The following is a 15,299-nucleotide window of genomic DNA, read 5'->3' on the forward strand; positions in this document are numbered from 1 at the left end:
TCCTTTTACTTTTTCTTCTCTTCACTGATAAATACCAGCCGCCTGTACACACCTATATTCAAAAATAAGATCCAGGCTGACAATTTCCGTTTCTTCTGAAAATAAGGATTCTTCATGATCACAAACAGATGGCGCTTGATAAAACGCTTCAGTTCTTTATAGCCGTCCAGCTTCTTATACTCCTCTTCCAGCAGCATCTTGTCCAATACAATAAATCTGGACCATATCCACAGACACTGCGCCTCTCTCTCCAGACTTGGAAACGCCTTCTTTACCACCTGGTAATTCTTTGTATAGCCGTCAATAATATCAAACAGCTGCGGTCTGTACGCCCTTCCCGTAATACTGTCCTCTCTGTGCAGATAATAATACTTTGGCTTTGTCCCGACTGCCACTTTCTTTATCCGCTGCATCAGATCTACGGTATAATAAATATCCTCATACAGTCTTCCTTTCGGGAAACGCAGATCTTCCATACACTCCTTTTTGATGAGCTTATTCCATATCTCTCCGCGGATGGTATGTCCCTGCAAAATGCAGCGAAACGCTTCCTCTCCGGTGCACACAAACCCCGGCGTTTCTTCCTGTGCCTCTATTCTGTCTTTATACACCTCGTAAATACCGCATGTTGCCATATCTGCATCTGCCGTTTTGATATTTGTATACAAATATTCCAACATATCTCTCTCAATATAGTCATCACTGTCCAGAAAAATCACATAGTTGCCTTCTGTATAGGCGATCCCCGCATTTCTGGCGTCACTAAGTCCTCCATTTTCCTTATGCACGACTTGTACCCGTGTGTCTTTCTGGGCATATTCTTCACAAATATCCCCACAACTGTCCGGGCTCCCATCATCCACCAGGATCACCTGTATATCCGAAAAACTCTGCTCCAGAATAGAATCCACACATTTATGCAAATATGGCTCTACTTTATACACCGGTACGATCACACTGATCTCTGCCATCACACAGCCTCCTTCTTTCCACTTTCATAATACGTCAGCAATGTCTGTGCCGCACTCTCGATATCATACCCGGCTTCACAGAACTGCTTCTTTATCACAGCATTGTATGTCTCTTTTTGTGCAGACTTTTCCGCCGAAAGAATGGCGTCTCGCCACTTTTCCTTTTCCTCTTCTAAAGAAAGGAATTCCACACGGTCTGTCAGTTTTACTTCCTTTGTGATCGTATCTGCCATAATACTATATACACCGGAAGCCTGCGCTTCCAGCGCAACGATCGGAAGTCCTTCAAACAAGGACGGCAGGACAAAAACGTCCATTGCCTTCCACAGCCTGTCCACATCCTGGCGTATCCCCAGGAAACGCACCTTCTCCTCCAGACCGTACTCCTTTGCCTTTTCCTGAACCGCATTTTTCAGTTCTCCGTCGCCGATCAGCAAAAGTACGGCCTCCTCCCGCATCTTTGCTACTTCTTTAAATATTTCCAGCAAAAACAGATGATTTTTCTGTTCTTCAAATCTTCCCACATGCCCTACTACGAATTTTCCTTCTAACTCCAGCTCTTTTCTGACTTCTTCCCGGACTGCTTCACAAAATCGGAATTTTTCCATATGCAAGGCATTGTGGATCAAATGAAACTTCTCCCCCTCTACGATCCTGTCCGAAAACAACCAATGTCCAGCCACTTCACTGCATGCGAAATACATGGACGCATATCTTGGGATCCAGCTTTTGTTGATCCTGTGCAGCATATTACGTACAATACCCGGCGTAGACGAATTATGAGAGTGCGCGGCGACGACCGGGACCTTCTCCTGTTTGGCCGTCACCAATGGAACAATATTTGCCGCGGAAAGCATGTTGACATGTACCACGTCATACTTCCCTGCCTGCAAGATTTTCCGCAATTCTGTATGAAAGGCAAAAGGATGTTTTCTGGCGTCTCTTGTATGGAACACCTTCCCGCCCAGCGAAAGAATTTCTTCCTCATAGGCGAGATGGGGAAACATACTGATAAAATCAAACTGTACTCCCATCTTTCTCATCTGCCGGTAATATGTCATCACAAAACTCTCGATTCCGCCCGGATTAAAAGATAACCCTACTTGTAATACTTTCATCGCTTCTCCTATCTATGTCAATTCTTCAATCAGCGCCTGCCACTGTCTGTATATCTGTTCTTTTTCAAAGAGCTCTATACCTTCCTGCGTACAGGAGGAAAATGCGGCTCTCTTTTCTTCATCCAATATCAGTTCTTCGATCCGCTGCGCCATCTTATCCAGATCATACGGCGGGATCAGATACCCGTCTTTGCCTTCTTCAATGATCTCTCTCGGACCGGTCATCACGTCAAAACTTACCATTGGCAGTCCGCATGCCTTTGCCTCCAAAAGTACAAGGGGCAGTCCTTCTCTGTAAGACGTAAGGACAAGGAACGCATACTCTTTAAACTGTCTGTATACCTGCTGTACATTTCCTTTGAAGATCACTTGTGAAGTCAGATGACATTTTTCCACCTTATCCTGTATATCCTCCAGCGTATCTCCGGTCCCATACAGATGCCATTCCCAGTCTGGATGTACAGTCAGCACCCTTTTTGCGACCTCGACAAGCATATCGTAGCCTTTTTCTTCGCTGAACCGCCCTACTGTAATGATCTTTTTGGACATACGGTCATATTCCTGCCGACATTCCAGCACTTCCGGTGCAATCCAGTTATAGATACTTTGTATCTTCTTCGGCCTGATATGAAACTTTTTTATATAATCCTGCCGGTTCTGTTCGGTCAATGTCACCGTACGATGTGAGATCAAGGCCGCCCAAAACCGAAACAGCGTAATATCCCTTTTCTCCGCTTCGTTGATCAAAGCACCATGGTCACAGAAGACAAACTTCGCTCTAGTAAAGAAGCGGACCGGCGATACCGTAAGAGCCGGATGATTCTCCATCAAAAATACAATATCTATCTGATTCATCTTTATATATGCTTTAAAGGGGTGAAAGCATCTTGTGATCCGCCTGCGTATCCGGCAGTCCCATTTTAATTCCGCATGGTAATGGATCCGCTTATCTAAATGATAAGGTACTTTACCATCTTTCCCGAAAATCGCAAATATATATACCTCATAATCATTACAGAAGGCATTGGCAAGTGAAGTTGTCACCTGTTCAACGCCCCCGGTTACTGTCATATCATAATTTACAAAACATATCTTCTTCATGTTATCCTCATGTTTTTTGCTTTATCACCTTGGTTTTACAAAAACAGACTCTTTTCATCTGCTTCTCTACTATTATACGCAGAAGTAAACGCTCACGTCAATGCAATCTGCATTTTTTGGATAATTGTATCTCAATTGCGTAACGGAAATTTCGAAATCAAAAACAAATGGTCCCTATCGAACATTTACGAAAATAGTCGAATAATCCCTATTGTTTTCCATAATTTTCCAATTTAATATAGTTAGCGGAGATTATAAAAGGATTGGGGGATATTGTCATTGAATTGCAAACACTGTATCAGCCGACTCCTGGATTGTCTGGGCGCCAGCAACACATGTACGGGATATGATTACATTATATATGGTATGTTACTGATCATGGATGATGCGAGACGTATAAATCTGATCACAAAATCTCTGTATGTCGATATCGCTCTATTTTACGCTACAAGTTGGAATTGTGTCGAAAAAAATACGAATCTCCCACAGAATATCAACTGTTAAAAGCGCTGATTTCTATGGAAGATTCATATTTGAAGATTTAAAGGTAAATTCCCATTATCGGGAATATTCTATAATTTCTATGGGCCCTCTTGCGGACTGTTACAGCCCTTCGGCAATATCTAAAAGATACTGCCCATATGCTGTCTTTTCAATCGGCTCCGCCAGCTTGAGCAGCTGCTCTCTGTCGATGAACCCACGTCTGTAAGCAATCTCTTCAATGCACGAAATATAAAGTCCCTGTCTGTTCTGAAAAGCCGCCACAAAATCCGCCGCATCGATCAGAGCTTCCGGCGTCCCCGTATCCAACCATGCAAAACCTCTTCCTAACAGTTTTACTTTTAACTGATCCTGCTGTAAATATACGTTATTTACACTTGTGATCTCCAGTTCTCCTCTGGCTGACGGCTTCACATTTTTGGCAATATCGATCACTTGGTTATCATAGAAGTAAAGCCCCGGCACCGCATAATTAGATTTAGGCTTTGCCGGCTTTTCCTCGATGGAGCGCACCTTATAGTCCTCATCAAACTCTACGACGCCGTATGCTTTTGGATTTTTCACATAATATCCGAAAATAGTGGCTCCCTCTTGCCGCTGTACGACTTTTCTCAATATATCAGAAAAACTCTGTCCATAAAAGATATTGTCTCCCAAGACCAAGGCCACTCTGTCTTGCCCGATAAAAGATTCGCCTATAATAAATGCTTCTGCCAGACCTCGTGGTTCCTCCTGTACAGCATAGGAAATGGACAGGCCAAAACGGGAACCATCTCCTAACAGTTCTTGAAAAACAGGGACATCCCGTGGGGTGGAGATGATCAAAATATCCTGGATACCGGCAAGCATTAAAGTAGACAATGGATAATAGATCATCGGTTTGTCATACACCGGCAAAATCTGCTTTGAAACCGCATATGTAAGCGGATATAGACGGGTTCCTGAACCTCCTGCCAAAATGATTCCCTTCATATCTGTTTCCTCCTAGACTTGATACATTTCCTTATAATACTTCTGGTACTCTCCGCTTGTCACATTGTTTACCCACTCTTCATGTTCCAAATACCAACGGATCGTTTTCTTGATCCCTTCTGCAAAACATGTTTCCGGATACCACCCTAATTCCTGACTGATCTTGTCCGGTGCAATGGCGTATCTTTTGTCATGCCCTTTCCTGTCTTCTACAAATGTGATCAGATCTTTCCTGATATTTTTCCTTCTCGGATCTTGTGCCGGCAGATATTCCAACAATGTTTCCAGAATGATATGGACGATATCTATATTCGTTTTTTCGTTATGCCCGCCTATATTATAGGTCTCAAAAAGTCTTCCCTTTTCCTGTACCATATCGATCCCTTTGGCATGATCTTCCACATACAGCCAATCCCGGACATTAAGTCCGTCTCCATATACCGGCAGCTTCTTTCCCGACAATGCGTTATGTATCATAAGCGGGATCAATTTTTCCGGGAACTGATAAGGACCGTAATTATTGCTGCAATTCGTGATATTTGCCGGGAACCCGTATGTATCCATGTAGGATTTCACAAGCATGTCAGAAGATGCCTTGCTGGCAGAATACGGACTATGCGGTGCATACGGGGTATCTTCATAAAAATACCCTGTTTCTCCCAAAGAACCATATACTTCATCGGTAGATACATGAAGGAATCTCTTATCCTCTTTAAACGTCCCATCCGGCAGTTCCCATGACTCCTTCGCTGCATTCAGCATGACAAGCGTTCCCAGTACATTGGTCTGCACAAAAATTTCCGGATTCTTTATACTGCGGTCTACATGGCTTTCCGCTGCAAAATGCACGACACGGTCGATTTCATACTGCTTGAAAATCGCGCGTATTGCCTCCGAATCACAGACATCCGCTTTATAAAAAATATAATTCTCTCTTTTCTCTACTTCTTTTAGGTTCTCCAAATTCCCTGCGTAAGTCAGTTTATCCACATTGATGATGCGGATCTCATCACCATATTTTTGAAACATGTAATGAATATAATTTGAACCGATAAATCCAGCCCCGCCTGTCACTAAATATGTTCTCATAGCATTCTCCTATTTTTCTTTCCAAAACCGCTTGATTGTTTCTGCCGTCTGCTCCACTTCACTGTCTTTCAGACTATAGTACATAGGAAGGCGCAGCAGCCGTTCACTTTCCTTCGTAGTAAACCTGTCCTCACCTGAAAAACGGCCATATTTCTTTCCTGCCGGCGCTGTATGGAGCGGAATATAATGAAAAGAAGCCGTGATCTCATTTTCCTTCAGATAAAAAATCAGCCTTGTCCTCTCTTCCAGATCTTTCACCTTGATATAAAACATATGGGCATTGTGCTCGCAATTTTCCGGCACAAACGGAAGTTCCAGATATCCGGCTTCTTCCAGTTCCTTCAACTGTTCATGATACATGCTGTAAATAGAACGCCGCCGGGCATTTATCTTATCCGCCTGCTCCAACTGCGCATACAGATAAGCCGCGTTCAATTCACTTGGAAGATAAGAAGATCCTTTTTCTACCCAGGTGTATTTATCCACCATTCCTCTGAAAAACTGGCTCCTGTTCGTCCCTTTCTCCCGGATGATCTCTGCTGCCTCTATATTCTCTTCATCCCGGATCAAGAGAGCTCCGCCTTCTCCCATACTATAGTTCTTCGTCTCATGGAAGCTATAACATCCGTAATCTCCTATCGTTCCCAGAGCCTGTCCCTTATACGTACTCATAACTCCCTGGGCCGCGTCTTCGATGACAAAAAGATGATGTTTCTCAGCAATCTCCATGATCTTATCCATTTCACAGGAGACTCCCGCATAATGAACAGGAACGATCGCCTTTGTCTTGTCCGTGATCGCTTCCTCGATAAGATTTTCATCTATATTCATCGTATCCGGACGGATATCCACAAAAACTGGAATGCCGCCCCGCATCACAAAAGCGTCCGCTGTTGAAACAAACGTATAAGAAGGCATGATCACTTCATCGCCGGGCTGGATATCACAGAGAAGCGCTGCCATCTCCGTCGCATGTGTGCAGGAGGTCGTCAGCAGCACTTTTTTACTCCCTGTACTTTCTTCCATCCACTTGTTGCATTTCTTCGTAAAATTCCCGTCTCCGCAGATCTTGCCTGCTTGGATCGCTTCTTTTATATACGCTTCTTCCTTCCCTACGTATGGGGGGATATTAAATGGTATCATTTTCTCTTTCGCTTCCTTTATCATATACTATTCTTCTGTCAGATACTGTTCCTTTCGCTCCAATAAATACTCGTATGTTGTACTTGGAACTAATCTTTTGATTGTTTCAAACTCCCCTGATTTTAACGCTCTGCGCACCCTTGAAGCACTAATTACATCACCAGCTTCTTCCTTTCTTTGGATCTCATCTACTTCAATACCATATCTTGGAAGGATTTCTTTCATGCTTTCATTATAGCTTCTTGTCACAATATCAATGGGTTCTTCTCCTACAAAACGTTTTTTAATATTCAACGGCGGTGCGATATATCTTCCAAAAATATCTACATCCTGTGATGTATCTACACCTATACTTTCCGGTGAATCTTTCAAAAAATATCCCGGAAATGTAACAGAACTGATAATCAATTTCCCACTTGGCACCACGACAACATTTTTAATATCTTTTGTTCCGGCTTTTACTAATTCTAATCTATCCTTAAACGGAAAGAATGATTTATCCTCTTCTACAACAAAAATATACAAATGTTCCACTTTTGCAGCTGATTGTCTGATCAGATATTGATGTCCCAAAGTAAACGGATTGCAATTCATAACGATTGCTCCGCAAGTCCCTTTATCCCAATCTTTTGGCGTATTTTTCTTAACTTTCTCTATATACGCCTCCGCCTGCATTGTATAGAGTTTTTCCTTTTCACTTTCTTTTCTGTCTGGCTGGCTCAAATAAAAGCCTTCCTCTTGCCCAAAATCACCGCTGCCGATTTTGTCCTGAAACATTTCTAACAATCTCTCAGCCACCTGTTCGTATCCGAGATCGTTGCAATGTACCAGACTATTAAAATACAACTGCCTTTCCATTACTTTTGTATTTAATGCTGTGCTGATATCCATAGTTTCATATGCCTCACCTAAAGGCATATATCCTGCATAACTTATGACCAGAATATCTCCTCTGTGGAATTTCAAATCATATATCGTCTTATATGTCTGGTCTATATTCCCGCCCCAGGTTCCCATATTGACAACTTTCCAGGCGTTATCTGCAGTCGTTTCATTTAATTTCTTTTGCATAAAGCTGGCGATCGTTTCTCCGTCTTCTACTGCATAGCCAAAAAATACGCACCCCCCCAGCATATAAATAGAATGTCTGCTTTTTTCCGGCTGTCCGCATGTTCTTCTTTCCCCGTTAATAATATTAATATATTTGCTTATTCTATTTTCATGTCGGATTTTTCCCGGTTCCAATTCCATTTTATTTGGAATGTCCATCACCTGTTCCACATAACTTTCCGAATATTTTTCCCGATATATCTCTTTCAAAAATGGACGATACATTTCTTGGTTTTCCCGTATCTTATAGAGATTATATTCCTCTCTCTTTTCCATTTGTTCCGAAGTGATGGTTTCTGTCGGATATAAAGGATGATTCAATGCCCAATTCCAATTTACCACATATAACTCCACTCCCTTTTTCCCCAATTCCTCTTGAAAATAGGAAGTCAGATTTTCCATAATCCAGGTTCGGAATAAAATGATAAAACGCCTTACCACGATCCAGCAGGAAGATTTATATTCATGGTAAAAGGCAGATACTTCTGCCAAATTTCCATTTTCTATCAAAATCAATTTGGAACCCGCTTTTTGGCCTTTCCCAAGATCATGCAGATAGCATACCTCGGTTTTCTTTTCTTGCAGCTTATCAACAAAAGGCGTTCTTTCTGAAAAAACAATTTTCCATCCCGTCTTTTGAAATATATCCACAAATCTCTCTGCAAACAAGGCAAACCTCTGCTCATTTTGCAGACAAGCTGTTATTTCATCCGGAAATGTAGCAAATACTTCCAGTTCGTAAAGGAACTGACGGATTCCCAGACAACAACCGGATGTCTTTCTGTCTGTGCTTCTTGTATCAATATATTCTGTAATACACAGAACAGCTTCACCGGTCGCCTCCTGTCCCATGCTTCCCGCCTTTTTCCTTAATAAATTGATAAGCTCGCCATCGCCTTCAAAGCATATGTCTGAATAGCCAAAAAATCTAAGATGGTCAAAAATATTCTTCTTTTCAACCTGGCTTAACTGTTTTTCCATTCTGGAATATTCTTCTTCCATGACGAATATTTTCAGATCGGCTAGAGTTTCTTCTACCTCTAGTGTACTTTCATCTCTTTGTATACTGAGCATGGCTCCTTTTTTTGTTTCATCACAGGAGTCCAACTCTGTTTTTATAAACAAGTCTCCTTGAAATATATCTATTAAATCTGTATCTTTCAAAAACAGAAATTCGTACCCTTTTGTTTTTAAAAGATGAGTAATGAGCGCTTTATTCTTTTTGACTAATCTGCATATTTCTTTTTTATTTATCATTCACAGTCTCTCCTGTTATCTTCATGCTTTACACTTAGATTCAATTTTTCCCGAATCACATACTGCGGTGTCTGATTGATACACATATATATTCTTCCTAAGTATTCACCAATCATACCTAATACTAATAAAATGATCCCACCTAAGATCAGAGTGACACTGATCGTAGAACTCCATCCTATTGCAACATTTGGATGTATCAGTTTATTTATGATCGTGACCAAAGCACAGGCCAAACCTAAAATGGAAGTCACAAAACCCAGCACGGTTGCCATACGCAAAGGTTTAATAGAAAACGCGGTAAAACCATTGAGCCATACCTTGACCAGCTTTTTAAATGAATATCCGGATGTTCCCATCATTCTCTTTCTATGTTGAACCGGAAGATATCCTATATTTCTTGTCGTTCTGTATACCAAGCCGGAAATATAAGGATAGGAATGTTCATATCTTAACATTTCCTCGATAACAAAACGTCTCGCCACAGAAAGACTGACAACTCGTTCTGTACTGGGACGTTCAAACATGACCTTTGCCATCCAACCATTGATTTTAGACCCAATCCTACGAAAAATATTGAATTTTGCTTCTGTACACGTTCCGTATACCACATCATACTCTTTTTCTTTTAACAATTTCAGCGCAGCCATCATACTGTCCAGCGGACTTTGCCCATCGTCATCCACTGTAACCACATAGTCGCCGGATACTTGGCTGTATCCTGCCATGACCGCTGAAGCTTGTCCAAAATTTTTTGCTAAACATACCCCTTTTATTTTCGGGTCTTCAGAGAGCTGTTTAATTACACTCCAGACATTATCCGGGGAATAATCATTGATCAAAATAATTTCATAATCGAATTCTTCCTGCTCTGCAAAAATCCCTTTTATTTCATCTACAACCGTTCCTATCGTTTTCTCCGAACGATAACAAGGAATTACAAACGATATTGTTTCCATCTATATCTGCCTTTCTCAATCTTTTTTTTCTATCTTGTCTTCCAAGGCCGCAATTACATCCTTCATCTCAAAAAAGCCTTTTTTCTCACTTACAAATTCTGCGGCAAGAAGCGCGCCTTTTGCAAAAGCCTGTCTGGAAAAGGATTCATGTTCTATGGTGATCCGTTCTTCTTCACTTGCCGCCGTCACTTCATGTACTCCTACATATCCCCCTGTTCTCACAGATGATATCGGCGTATTGCCACGGTCAATTGCCTTAGAAATCAATTTTGCTGTTGTTGTAACACGCGGTTTATCTCTTCTGTGCCGCTCCACAATTTCAAAATCAAATTCGGGAAGAATTTTAGAGAGTTTTGCAACAAATTCCATCAGCAAATTAATTCCCAACGTAAGATTGGGAGCGTACACTAATCCCATCCTATCGGAAGTTCCGACATTTTTTAAATATTTTATTTCTTCTTCTGAAAAATTCGTAGTACAGATCACTAGATTTACCCCTGCCTCCTGACAGATTGCTGCAAGTTTTAAGGACGTCTCTCTGGCAGAAAAATCAATAACCACATCCACTTTCTTTTCTATTAACTTTTCTACTGCTTCCGATAATTTATAGATTGTTATACCCTGCTTGGGCATATCCAACAGCTCTCCAACATCTTGACCCGCGGATTTGCTGCTGTCTCTGCATAATGCCATACTCAGATTTATTTTACCTTCAGAAATAACTTTTCTCGCTAACTCTTTTCCAGCTCTTCCCATTCCACATACTGCAATATTCATTTTATCCCTCCACCTTCTTATCTAAGGAACCTTTGAGGATTCCATGCACTCTGTACCATATTGGTTAACGTAACAATATCAAAAACCGGCAACTGTGTGATTCTTTGTATATCTTCCGAAAATGGCGGCATATTTGTACACTCCAAAACAACTGCTCCTAAATCCTCCCCTGTATCCATTAACTCTTGCGCCGCCTCGCATAACTCTTCTCTGCATAATTCAACATCCACTTTATCCCAATTCTGCACTGTAAAATTCGTGAAATTTTCTTTTTCTTCCAACCCTATGATAACACACTTACTTTTATCGACTTTCGCAGATTCCAAATGTCGGTCTGACAATGTTTTTTTGTTTGCCGTCAGTATACCAACCTTTTGCCCCTTCCCCAATAAATTTGACACAAAAGGAACCAACAGCAAAGCAGATGTAAAGACAGGAATGTGCACAGCGGATGCCAGTGTTTCTTGAAATAATGCCAAAAAGCCGCACGAAGTCGTAATTGCCTTTACTCCTTCCTGCTCTAATTCTATCGCTGACTTAATAAATGGCTGCACATCTTCTTCTGTTAATTCTAATACTACTTTTTGTGGTGTCCCTCCCGGAACCTTTTTATACAATACGGGATACTGCCATGTTTTCGCATTTCCCACATCCCCCTCTATACGGGGGAATTTAGAATCCAACATGAGTATTCCTATATCAAAACCATATACATTATACCCACCATATGCAATTCTGTCGTTTTTTCTTTTTTCCATCACCAATAAATCCCCTGCACTCCATTTTCTCCACTTGTTTCAATCTGCAATGTTTTCTCAACTTTCCGCAGGCAAGAAAAACATTCTTCTCTGGAATCTCCCCATACTAGAATCGGTCCATGCTTTCTCGTGTCATTGATCAGCTCTTGTACTTCTTTGCCGACATATAAATCTTCTAAACAAACCTTATATACTCCAGGTATTCTTTTTGTCTCCTCTACTCCTGCTATTGTCCGTATAGTTCCGGGTATTAATTCAAAACAGCGCCATGCAGAAACTTTTCCAGCAAATTTCAAAGAACCCAGGTCATATTTTGTGTTATTTAGTACATAATCGATCAAGATCTCGTTTGTCTGGATTCCGGACGCCAAAGGCGTTAAATCTGACGACAAATACACCCCGCCTCCTCGTGCCGCAATTTCCACAAGATAGACTTTGTCATCTCGCTTTGAATAGATATACTCTCCATGTGTGATCCCGAATTTAAGCCGCATACTTTCTACTAATTTTTTATTTGCGTCTAAAACCATTTTTTCTTTTTCATCATCGATCCTATCCGCAGATGAAAACATACACATTTTTGAAATATACATATTGGGCTTATTAAAATATTCTTTTATTCCCAAATCTGTATTGATATAATTATAATCAATCGCAAGCCCATCGACAATATATTCTTTTCCCTCAATAAATTCTTCTATGATTGCCTTGCCATTTCCCGAATAACGTATACTATCTTCCACAGCCTCCCTTAATTCTTCTATCCGGTTTACTTTATGCACGCCTCTGCTTCCACTGCTGTTTGTCGGCTTTACCATTAATGGATACTGCATTTGTACTGCGGCCGCTGCCGCTTCTTGATAATCACTTGCCTGTTCAAAAGCAGGTACGCCTACTCCCGCCTTTTTTGCCTCCTGCCGCATCACATATTTATCAGAAAATTTCACTGCCGTTTCATAGCCGATTCCTTTTAGTCCCAGTCTTTCTGCGACATATGCCGCTGTCGGAACAGATACATCCGTCTGGTCAGTCAGAACAGCGTCTATTTTTTCTTTCTGTGCGATTTCTAGTACACCCTCTTTATCACTAATATCACAATAATAACTTTTATCCGCCACCTGAAAACCAGGGTACTCTCCTGCGATACTTACCGCAATCACTTCTGCCCCCTGCTTTTTACATATATTCATAAATGGGATCTGCCCATTGTTCGCGCCTAAGATCATTACTTTTTTCATTTTCATCTCACCTTATCTTTCATTTGTTAGAGCCACACATCGGATACCAGCAGATAAATATAATAGTATATCCCTGATATAAAATGTCCTGTCAACAAGCAAAAACCTATGGAAAAAACAGCTTTTTTCCCTTTCATCTTCAACTGCTCGTAGAGTTTATATTTGCGCAAAAATTGAATAATCGCAATCACCCATAAAATATATACCGATAATTGCTTTGCCCAAGAGAAATTTCCGGCTGCATTAGAAGGCGTTTCTGCCAGACACCCGGATTCTATAAAAGCTACGATTCCAAATAAAATAATCAGCCACAAATATTTATCTGTAAAAATTTCTTTTCTGGCAATAAACAGTATGACAAATAATGGGAACGCATATAACAAAAGTGAGGATATCCAGATATTGGGAGCACTGTTATCAATAAACCCAAAAAATGTAATCTTCACCGCCCCGCGTGTGTGTTCACTTTCCGTTCCATAATAAAATAAGACTTGATATAACAAATAAAGGCAGCTCGGCAAGAAAGCAATTGCCATCTGTACGCAATATTTAAAGATTTTTCCTTTGCTCAAGATCAGCTCAATCAAAAGGAAAATGCATACAGCCGGAAGAAACGCCTGCAAAAAGGAAGGTTTAGCCAATAAACTGATAAACAGCAGCAGAGATAATATACCTACTTTCTTCCATATCCCTTCGATTTTTCCCTCTTTATACTCATAGTAATATTTTACAAAAAGGAAACAGATACCCACAGCAAAAACTTTCACCATGGCCTGTGTGGGACTGTGATAAATATTAGGCGAGCTTTGTCCTGCATACACGGATTTATTATACCACGGTACATAAAGTGCAGACACAAAGGTTACTATAAAAGTCACGACTCCGATACTTATTAAAGAATAATAATCTGCCAAAAATTTCTTTAATATAACATAGGTAATATATGCGGTTGCAGTCCCAAAACAAGTAATAATCAATATCCCTGCTTCATACATAGAAATATTAAATATTCGATTAACAAAAGATGTCACGATATGATAGAGCGGATACGTAAAACGTCGTACAAATTCCGGCAATTCCGAAAAAGCTAAAAGACTTGCATTATCTGTATGGATAACTAAATCTTTGCTTCCTCTATACATTAATATATTTGTCACAAAATATAATAGATAAAAAATAGTCGTACACGTTATAAACACTACAAAATCTTTTTCTTTATTGTTTACTTTCTTCATTCTTCATTCCTTTTCTACTTTAAAACTTTCTTATTAGCTTTTTTATTATCTTATTTTCTATTATTTGATACAAAAAACAAGAAACCAATACTACGATGAGATTTGTGGAAATAAATGTAAAAATCAATGCATACCTTCTTTGCATATGGTTTAGTAAAAAATTCATAAAATAGTAACCCCACGTATAATTTATCAACGTATGACTTAAATACATATAAAAAGAAATTTCCCCACATTTTGCCAGAATTTTATTATTCAATATTCTGTTTTCTCTTATTCTGCCCGTTTTTAAAACCAGAAAAAGCAAAAAGCATAAAATCCCTTGACACATGTGTAACAGATTATTTTCTGCAAATTTCCATGCGCACATTTTATAAAATACAAAAAGTAAAATCAGAACTAAAATTAGGCTTTTTCTAAATTTTGTATGTTCTGCTACAATCTGTTCCACAGAAAACAGAGCGGCCCCTAATAGACCAATCGCAAGCCAAACATTTCCGGTCAAACAGCACAACAAAATAATACCTGCCCATACTCCGCATAATCGCTTTATATTTTCTATTCCACTGATGGATATAACAGCGGCCGAAATTATAGAGCATAAGAAAAAATCTTTCATACACCATAGAAGCGGAAATACATTAACTTCAAAGAAAAATGCATCTAATAGAATATTCTTTAAAGAAAGAGCCGGAATACCAAATAAAAAATTCGCAGTTGCCATATTTGCTCCATTTGTCCCCCCCAACGCTTTCATGCTGAAAGAAAGCATTGCAAGTAAAGCTAAAATACCAAAAATAGCAACGCTAAATTTTATGTATCGCCTGCACATATAGCGTGACATAGAAAAATCAGCCTTTGCTCCTGCCCGTGCAGCAAAATACCCTAAAAGAACAGAGAACATCGCTACAGCCAATTTGCCCGATATACCGCATAAAATCATTCCTGTCACACCCTCATGCCATAATTTTGACATATCAGGTGCGCATGCCGCAATAAAGTGTACGCCAAATATGATTTCTATCGATATAAACCGAATAGAATCTACCCATTTTTCTCTTCCCATTTTT

14 protein-coding genes are annotated in these 15,299 nt (G+C 40.2%); 1 reads left to right on the forward strand and 13 read right to left on the reverse strand.

What is annotated here, in order from left to right:
- Positions 1–5: 5 nt before the first annotated feature.
- From WKT01_RS07025 to WKT01_RS07035, 3 genes are read right to left on the reverse strand one after another with little or no spacing between them, the layout of a single operon-like run.
- Positions 6–971 carry a glycosyltransferase family 2 protein gene (locus WKT01_RS07025; protein WP_059069053.1) on the reverse strand — a complete coding sequence of 322 codons (966 nt, stop codon included), beginning with the start codon at positions 969–971 and terminating at the stop codon, positions 6–8.
- Positions 971–2,089: a glycosyltransferase family 1 protein gene (locus tag WKT01_RS07030; RefSeq protein WP_117975701.1), complete on the reverse strand. Its 1,119-nt coding sequence runs from the start codon at positions 2,087–2,089 to the stop codon at positions 971–973. The genes WKT01_RS07025 and WKT01_RS07030 overlap by 1 nt, the downstream gene beginning before the upstream one ends.
- A gap of 12 nt (positions 2,090–2,101) precedes the next feature.
- Positions 2,102–3,190, reverse strand: coding sequence for a glycosyltransferase family 4 protein (locus tag WKT01_RS07035; protein ID WP_117975700.1), 1,089 nt, complete (start codon positions 3,188–3,190; stop codon positions 2,102–2,104).
- Positions 3,191–3,469: 279 nt separating this feature from the next.
- Between WKT01_RS07035 and WKT01_RS07040 the strand changes: the two genes are divergently transcribed.
- Positions 3,470–3,694, forward strand: coding sequence for a sporulation initiation factor Spo0A C-terminal domain-containing protein (locus tag WKT01_RS07040; protein ID WP_340311783.1), 225 nt, complete (start codon positions 3,470–3,472; stop codon positions 3,692–3,694).
- A 99-nt stretch (positions 3,695–3,793) separates the two neighbouring features.
- On the opposite strand, the gene rfbA is transcribed toward WKT01_RS07040, so the two are convergent.
- Genes rfbA through WKT01_RS07090 form a run of 10 tightly spaced genes read right to left on the reverse strand, consistent with a single transcriptional unit; the run spans position 3,794 to position 15,295 of the window.
- Positions 3,794–4,663 (reverse strand): glucose-1-phosphate thymidylyltransferase RfbA, encoded by an 870-nt coding sequence (rfbA, locus tag WKT01_RS07045; protein ID WP_117975698.1) that lies wholly within the window; start codon positions 4,661–4,663, stop codon positions 3,794–3,796.
- Positions 4,664–4,675: 12 nt separating this feature from the next.
- Positions 4,676–5,752 carry a dTDP-glucose 4,6-dehydratase gene (gene rfbB / locus WKT01_RS07050; RefSeq protein ID WP_117975697.1) on the reverse strand — a complete coding sequence of 359 codons (1,077 nt, stop codon included), beginning with the start codon at positions 5,750–5,752 and terminating at the stop codon, positions 4,676–4,678.
- 9 nt (positions 5,753–5,761) lie between these two features.
- Positions 5,762–6,895, reverse strand: a complete 1,134-nt coding sequence (gene rffA / locus WKT01_RS07055) for a dTDP-4-amino-4,6-dideoxygalactose transaminase (RefSeq protein ID WP_117975696.1) — start codon at positions 6,893–6,895, stop codon at positions 5,762–5,764.
- Positions 6,896–6,922: 27 nt separating this feature from the next.
- Positions 6,923–9,262: an adenylyltransferase/cytidyltransferase family protein gene (locus WKT01_RS07060; protein WP_340311786.1), complete on the reverse strand. Its 2,340-nt coding sequence runs from the start codon at positions 9,260–9,262 to the stop codon at positions 6,923–6,925.
- Positions 9,259–10,221 (reverse strand): glycosyltransferase, encoded by a 963-nt coding sequence (locus WKT01_RS07065; protein WP_340311788.1) that lies wholly within the window; start codon positions 10,219–10,221, stop codon positions 9,259–9,261. The genes WKT01_RS07060 and WKT01_RS07065 overlap by 4 nt, the downstream gene beginning before the upstream one ends.
- A 15-nt stretch (positions 10,222–10,236) precedes the next feature.
- Entirely contained in the window at positions 10,237–10,998 is a 762-nt protein-coding gene (gene dapB, locus WKT01_RS07070; RefSeq protein ID WP_340311789.1) for a 4-hydroxy-tetrahydrodipicolinate reductase, read from the reverse strand.
- A gap of 17 nt (positions 10,999–11,015) precedes the next feature.
- On the reverse strand, positions 11,016–11,756 hold the full coding sequence (locus WKT01_RS07075; RefSeq protein ID WP_340311790.1) for an aspartate/glutamate racemase family protein: 741 nt from the start codon (positions 11,754–11,756) through the stop codon (positions 11,016–11,018).
- Positions 11,756–12,994: an ATP-grasp domain-containing protein gene (locus WKT01_RS07080; protein WP_340311791.1), complete on the reverse strand. Its 1,239-nt coding sequence runs from the start codon at positions 12,992–12,994 to the stop codon at positions 11,756–11,758. The genes WKT01_RS07075 and WKT01_RS07080 overlap by 1 nt, the downstream gene beginning before the upstream one ends.
- A gap of 26 nt (positions 12,995–13,020) precedes the next feature.
- Positions 13,021–14,229 carry a hypothetical protein gene (locus WKT01_RS07085; protein ID WP_340311792.1) on the reverse strand — a complete coding sequence of 403 codons (1,209 nt, stop codon included), beginning with the start codon at positions 14,227–14,229 and terminating at the stop codon, positions 13,021–13,023.
- A gap of 19 nt (positions 14,230–14,248) precedes the next feature.
- Positions 14,249–15,295: an acyltransferase family protein gene (locus WKT01_RS07090; protein ID WP_340311794.1), complete on the reverse strand. Its 1,047-nt coding sequence runs from the start codon at positions 15,293–15,295 to the stop codon at positions 14,249–14,251.
- Positions 15,296–15,299: the final 4 nt, after the last annotated feature.

This window comes from Mediterraneibacter sp. ICN-202921, assembly GCF_037890075.1.
GTDB classification, from domain to species: domain Bacteria; phylum Bacillota; class Clostridia; order Lachnospirales; family Lachnospiraceae; genus Mediterraneibacter; species Mediterraneibacter massiliensis.

What these genes read in the sequence shown, in the direction of transcription:
- dapB (WP_340311789.1), bottom strand. Translation starts at nt 10,998, where the DNA reads ATGAATATTGCAGTATGTGGAATGGGAAGAGCTGGAAAAGAGTTAGCG.
- WKT01_RS07065 (WP_340311788.1), bottom strand. Translation starts at nt 10,221, where the DNA reads ATGGAAACAATATCGTTTGTAATTCCTTGTTATCGTTCGGAGAAAACG.
- rfbB (WP_117975697.1), bottom strand. Translation starts at nt 5,752, where the DNA reads ATGAGAACATATTTAGTGACAGGCGGGGCTGGATTTATCGGTTCAAAT.
- WKT01_RS07080 (WP_340311791.1), bottom strand. Translation starts at nt 12,994, where the DNA reads ATGAAAAAAGTAATGATCTTAGGCGCGAACAATGGGCAGATCCCATTT.
- WKT01_RS07090 (WP_340311794.1), bottom strand. Translation starts at nt 15,295, where the DNA reads ATGGGAAGAGAAAAATGGGTAGATTCTATTCGGTTTATATCGATAGAA.
- WKT01_RS07030 (WP_117975701.1), bottom strand. Translation starts at nt 2,089, where the DNA reads ATGAAAGTATTACAAGTAGGGTTATCTTTTAATCCGGGCGGAATCGAG.
- WKT01_RS07025 (WP_059069053.1), bottom strand. Translation starts at nt 971, where the DNA reads ATGGCAGAGATCAGTGTGATCGTACCGGTGTATAAAGTAGAGCCATAT.
- WKT01_RS07075 (WP_340311790.1), bottom strand. Translation starts at nt 11,756, where the DNA reads ATGGAAAAAAGAAAAAACGACAGAATTGCATATGGTGGGTATAATGTA.
- WKT01_RS07085 (WP_340311792.1), bottom strand. Translation starts at nt 14,229, where the DNA reads ATGAAGAAAGTAAACAATAAAGAAAAAGATTTTGTAGTGTTTATAACG.
- rfbA (WP_117975698.1), bottom strand. Translation starts at nt 4,663, where the DNA reads ATGAAGGGAATCATTTTGGCAGGAGGTTCAGGAACCCGTCTATATCCG.
- WKT01_RS07035 (WP_117975700.1), bottom strand. Translation starts at nt 3,190, where the DNA reads ATGAAGAAGATATGTTTTGTAAATTATGATATGACAGTAACCGGGGGC.
- WKT01_RS07060 (WP_340311786.1), bottom strand. Translation starts at nt 9,262, where the DNA reads ATGATAAATAAAAAAGAAATATGCAGATTAGTCAAAAAGAATAAAGCG.
- rffA (WP_117975696.1), bottom strand. Translation starts at nt 6,895, where the DNA reads ATGATACCATTTAATATCCCCCCATACGTAGGGAAGGAAGAAGCGTAT.